Origin of the sequence: Flavobacterium sp. ALD4, from assembly GCF_002836475.1 — a bacterium.
GTDB lineage: Bacteria > Bacteroidota > Bacteroidia > Flavobacteriales > Flavobacteriaceae > Flavobacterium.
In genome coordinates, this window is record NZ_PJBJ01000002.1 from 1 (window position 1) to 4,724 (window position 4,724).

The 4,724-nt window shown below is 30.0% G+C and carries 3 protein-coding genes; all 3 read left to right on the forward strand.

The genetic code is table 11. From position 1 onward, the window contains the following. Window positions 1-112: 112 nt before the first annotated feature. The 3 genes from CXF59_RS15040 to CXF59_RS00040 all read left to right on the forward strand — a co-directional run bounded on the left by CXF59_RS15040 (window position 113) and on the right by CXF59_RS00040 (window position 4,590). Complete coding sequence (locus CXF59_RS15040) at window positions 113-1,363, forward strand: HNH endonuclease (RefSeq protein WP_198554599.1); 1,251 nt, start codon at window positions 113-115, stop codon at window positions 1,361-1,363. A gap of 233 nt (window positions 1,364-1,596) precedes the next feature. Further along, window positions 1,597-2,526, forward strand: coding sequence for a hypothetical protein (locus CXF59_RS00035; protein WP_101135700.1), 930 nt, complete (start codon window positions 1,597-1,599; stop codon window positions 2,524-2,526). A gap of 543 nt (window positions 2,527-3,069) precedes the next feature. Continuing rightward, on the forward strand, window positions 3,070-4,590 hold the full coding sequence (locus CXF59_RS00040; protein WP_101135701.1) for a reverse transcriptase domain-containing protein: 1,521 nt from the start codon (window positions 3,070-3,072) through the stop codon (window positions 4,588-4,590). Window positions 4,591-4,724: the final 134 nt, after the last annotated feature.

The following is a 4,724-nucleotide window of genomic DNA, read 5'->3' on the forward strand; positions in this document are numbered from 1 at the left end:
TCGTCCTTCTCCAAGCGTCCTACCGTTGGCGGTCAGTTTGGCAAAATCGCGACAATGCTAAAAACTCTAAATGAACCCAAAAAAACATAATTAAAAAAAAATCAATCTTACTATGCGCACTTTTATTTTTATTGTATTTTCCGCTCTTATTGGCTATTTAACAAAAGATGTTTGGGTTGAAATAAATCCCTGGTATTACAAGGTTGCTTTTTTAACTACAATTATTTTAATTCCTTTTATTTTATACTCTCGTGCGGCTGAAATTGCGTTAGAAGCTGGTTGGTTTGGCGGTATGCTAACAATGATTATTATTATGGTTTTTGACAATTATCTTACTAATGCAATGTCTTTGTGTATAATTTCAAAATCGCATAGAGGTTTTTTCGATTACTCTGGTTTTGCGTTAAGTTTTGAACTCTTAAAATTACCTTGGTACTCTTACGCAGTAAGCGGAATAATGGGCTTAATTACTGGAGCTATAGGAGATAAACAAAGACAAATTGAAAGAGAGAATGAGCAAAAAGCTCTGTGGCTTGGTGTATATCTTTTGGCAGGACAATTTTTAGGTATGGCAGTTCCTGAAATGACACCAATTATTAGTAGAGTAACTCCAATAGTTACAACAGTTTTAACAGCAGAGGCTGCTACAAAAACAAGTAGTTTGGCAATTTCGGAATCTAGCAAATTAGCTGAAAAAAATTTACTAAGCAAAACCGAACCTGTAATAATTGCTACCGCAGAAGAAACTACAGAAAGTATTTTGAAAGTGAAATATTTCAAACATTCTTATATCAAAAATGGGGAAACGAAAATTGTAAACATTCCTGACTTTACTAAATATTCAATTACTGAAATCAAATTACCAAAAGATTTATATCTAAAAATTGATAAAACGCAATTTGAAACAGCTACAAAATTATATAATGAACAACTTCTCAAAAACCCAAAATTATTACAACTACTTAAAAACACAAATCGAGAAATATTAAAAGAAGATTTATTATATCTTGAAAAAAATAAGTCAAAAATATTAGAAGCCCAAAACAAAATGTTGGAAGCAACTAAAACCAATAATTTAGTTGAGGAGGCAAAATGGCTAAAAGAACTTCGTCAAAGAACTTACAAAATTACATTCATTCATACTCCAAAAGGAAAGCCTTTTAAGTTATACACTGAGGACGAAATTTTAGCTAAGCAACTAAAAGATATTTCTAATTCAAGTAGCAATAATCAAGGCAGAATATTTGGTTATATATGGCATCATAGTGAAAAACCTGGTATAATTCAACTAATACGAAAAGACGTTCACGAGTTTAATAGACATACTGGCGGAAATGCTATATGGGGAGGAAATATACGATAGAAAGCTAAAAATAAAAAAAACCGAACCGCCAACAGCGGTTTTGATATAGTGGGGTTTTAGTGGAATTATCGTTTCGCATCAACTTTTCTGCACAGCAGAAAGTTGAAAGGTTACGAATTCCCCACCATCTCAAAGCCGCGACACGTTGTGCGTCATTTAAAAAGCAGCCAAAAAATAATTAAACCAATTCATAAAAAACACCTTTTTTTAAAATAAATAACAAACACTAAACAATGAAAAAATTATTTCTATTTACAATTCTACTAATTTCGTTTACAACTTTTGGTCAAAAACTTGAATGGATTCCATTCAATTGGCAAGGATATGAAGTTTCAGGGAAATATTTTGATAAACTCGCTATTACAATTCCTGTCACGATTGACAAATTGCCACATAAATTTAATTTACAACTTGATTTAGGAGCAATTAATACTGTTTTTTACGAAAATTCTATAAAATCATATCTAGAAAAATATAGCGATTTGAAAAATAAAATAGACACTACATTAACATTTAGAATGCAAAGCCAAACACATTTTAAACTTAAAAATGTTGAATTAAAACTAGGAAAAGTAAATATTGGGAAAATAAATATCGGAATATTCAAAAATTTTGGAGATGAAATACCAAAAGATTCTATAAATACTAAATCAGAAAAACATATCGGAACAATTGCACCAGATATTTTTCAAAACAAAATTTTAATCATAGATTATCCCAATAAAAGAATTTGTATCACAAAAAAGCTTCCAAAGAAATTGTCCAAAGCAAACTTTCAGCCATTTATAATTAAAGAGGGAAGAATTAAAATCCCTTTTAATATAAATGATAAAGTAGAGAACTTATTATTTGACACAGGGACAAGTTTATTCGCATTAATGACAACCGAAGAAAGAGCAAATAAAATATCAGCTAATAAAATAGTTGATTCATTAAAAACTTCAAGTTGGGGTGAATTCTATATGGTTTATGGTCGTAATGTTAACTCAAAAATAAAATTTGGAAATAAACAACTTAATCCTGCAACAGTATTTTACGACAAAATCAATAAACACGACGAATTTTATGACAAAGAAAAGATATGGGGAATTACAGGAAATGCTTACTTCTTAAACAATATTGTAATAATTGATTATAAAAACAAACGATTTGGTGTGAAATAAACGAACGCACAACAGCTGTTTTGAGCTAGCTGGAGTTTAGTGGAATTATCGTTTCGCATCAAGTTTTCGTTAAGCCGAAAACTGAGCGTTTACGAACTTCCAGCCATCTCAAAGCAGCGGGACGTTAGCCGACACCCAAGCAAAAAATGGGAGAAATAAGGAATAATTAACAGGAAAAATAATGAATAATAATAAATAAAATTTGGGGGACAGAAAGGTCGGAATGATACGTTTAACTTTATATACCACGTCTAAGATATACGTTAGCTGGGAAGGTAAATACCAATTTCCAAATAATCTTGAGAAAGAATTAATGAGGAAAGAGTTAGCAACAGCGTAATAACTGTTGAAATCCTGAGGTTGGTTCGGCGTTTCAATTTTCTAAGCATATTTGATGTGTTTAAGCATTTAGTTACAAAGATAACAATTTCTATACCTAAAAAGAGTAGTGTTGCAATAGCCTTGCAAAAGGCAAAAGCTTCGCAGGAGCCTGTACATTCTAAACCTGCTACTATAAAATAACCTGTCCCCTTTTTTAAACTTATGGAAACAGAAAACTGGTTTAAACTTAAAAAATATCCGCATATTGGTTTACCAATCACTATATTCGATTATAAATGGGTAAAAGAATATGTAACGAATGATGAAAAAATAAGAACACATAGTTTTCTTCCTCTAATACATAAATGCATTTCACAAAGAAAATTCAGACCTGATAAAAGTAGAGTTGATAAAACTAAAACAAAGCGAAGATTTCGAATAAAAGATAAAAAAGATAGAAATATTTATTTTGCTTCTCATATAGACTCTTTAATCTATTCATATTACAATAGTATTTTAGTAGAATCATATGAAAATCATATGAAAGATAGAAGTTTTAATGAATCAATTGTTGCTTACAGGAAAATTCCCTTGTATACTGGAGCTAGCAATAACAAATGTAATATTGATTTTGCAAAATCAACTTTTGAATTTATTAAAGAACACAAGACAGAAAGCTTATCTGTTATTGTTGCAGATGTTACTTCTTTTTTTGACAATTTAGATCACAAAATAATAAAAAGACAATGGACTAAAATATTAGGAAATACTACTTTGCCATTGGATCATTACAATGTTTTTAAATCTTTGACAAAAATAAAATATATTGAAGGCGAGCAACTCTACAATAGCTACGATAAGACAATGATTGTAGAACGTGGTATTGCAAATAGTTCTAAAAAGAGAGAATTCAAAAGAATAAAAATAGAAAAATCGTTCTTTTTTAAAGAAAAAAATGCTGTCGCGTATTGTGAAAAAGACGACTTTTTGAGTAACAATTTGAACCTAATTATTTCAAAAAACAACAAGCGTGGAATTCCACAAGGAAGCCCAATTAGTGCAACATTAGCAAATGTTTATATGCTGGATTTTGATCAAACTGTATACGACAAAGTTGAAAGTATTGCAGGTTTTTATCAAAGATATAGTGATGACCTTATCGTCATTTGTGAACAGAAATACGAAGATGAAATAATTAGATGTATTAGAGAAAGTATAGAAAATACAAAAATTGCTAATCTTGAAATTCAACCAAAAAAAACAAAAGTTTATCGTTTTGAAAGTATTAATGGAATGTTTAAAGGTTATGAAATTGATGAAATAACTAAGAATCCAAACTTCAACAAAACTCTTGAGTATTTAGGGTTTTCATATGATGGACAAAAAGTACTTATTAAAACTTCTGGATTTTCAAAATTTTATCGTTCAATGATAAAGTCATTTAAAAAATCCGCATCATTGGCAAGAAATAGTAAAAATCAAGATAAAATGATTTTTAAATCAAGACTTTATAAACGTTTTACACATAAAGGCTCCAAGAGAAAGTTAATTTATAGACCCTCAAAAGATGATAAAACAAAATACGTCGCATCAAAAGAATATAGTTGGGGAAACTATTTGAGCTATGTTTATAAATCAGATTATACGATGCAAGAAATAAATGATTCAAGCTATATTAAAAGACAAAGTAGAAAAATGTGGAAAAATTTTAATCATTTAATGAAAAAATACGGATCAATCTAATCGAGTAAAATGGGCGATCGGCTAACACACGTCTTGCGCCATTTGCGAATTTAGTGGAATTACCGTTTTTTATCGTATTTTCGTTTAGCCGAAAATATTCGTCTTCGTAAGTCGCAAACGGCGCAAGGTGCGAG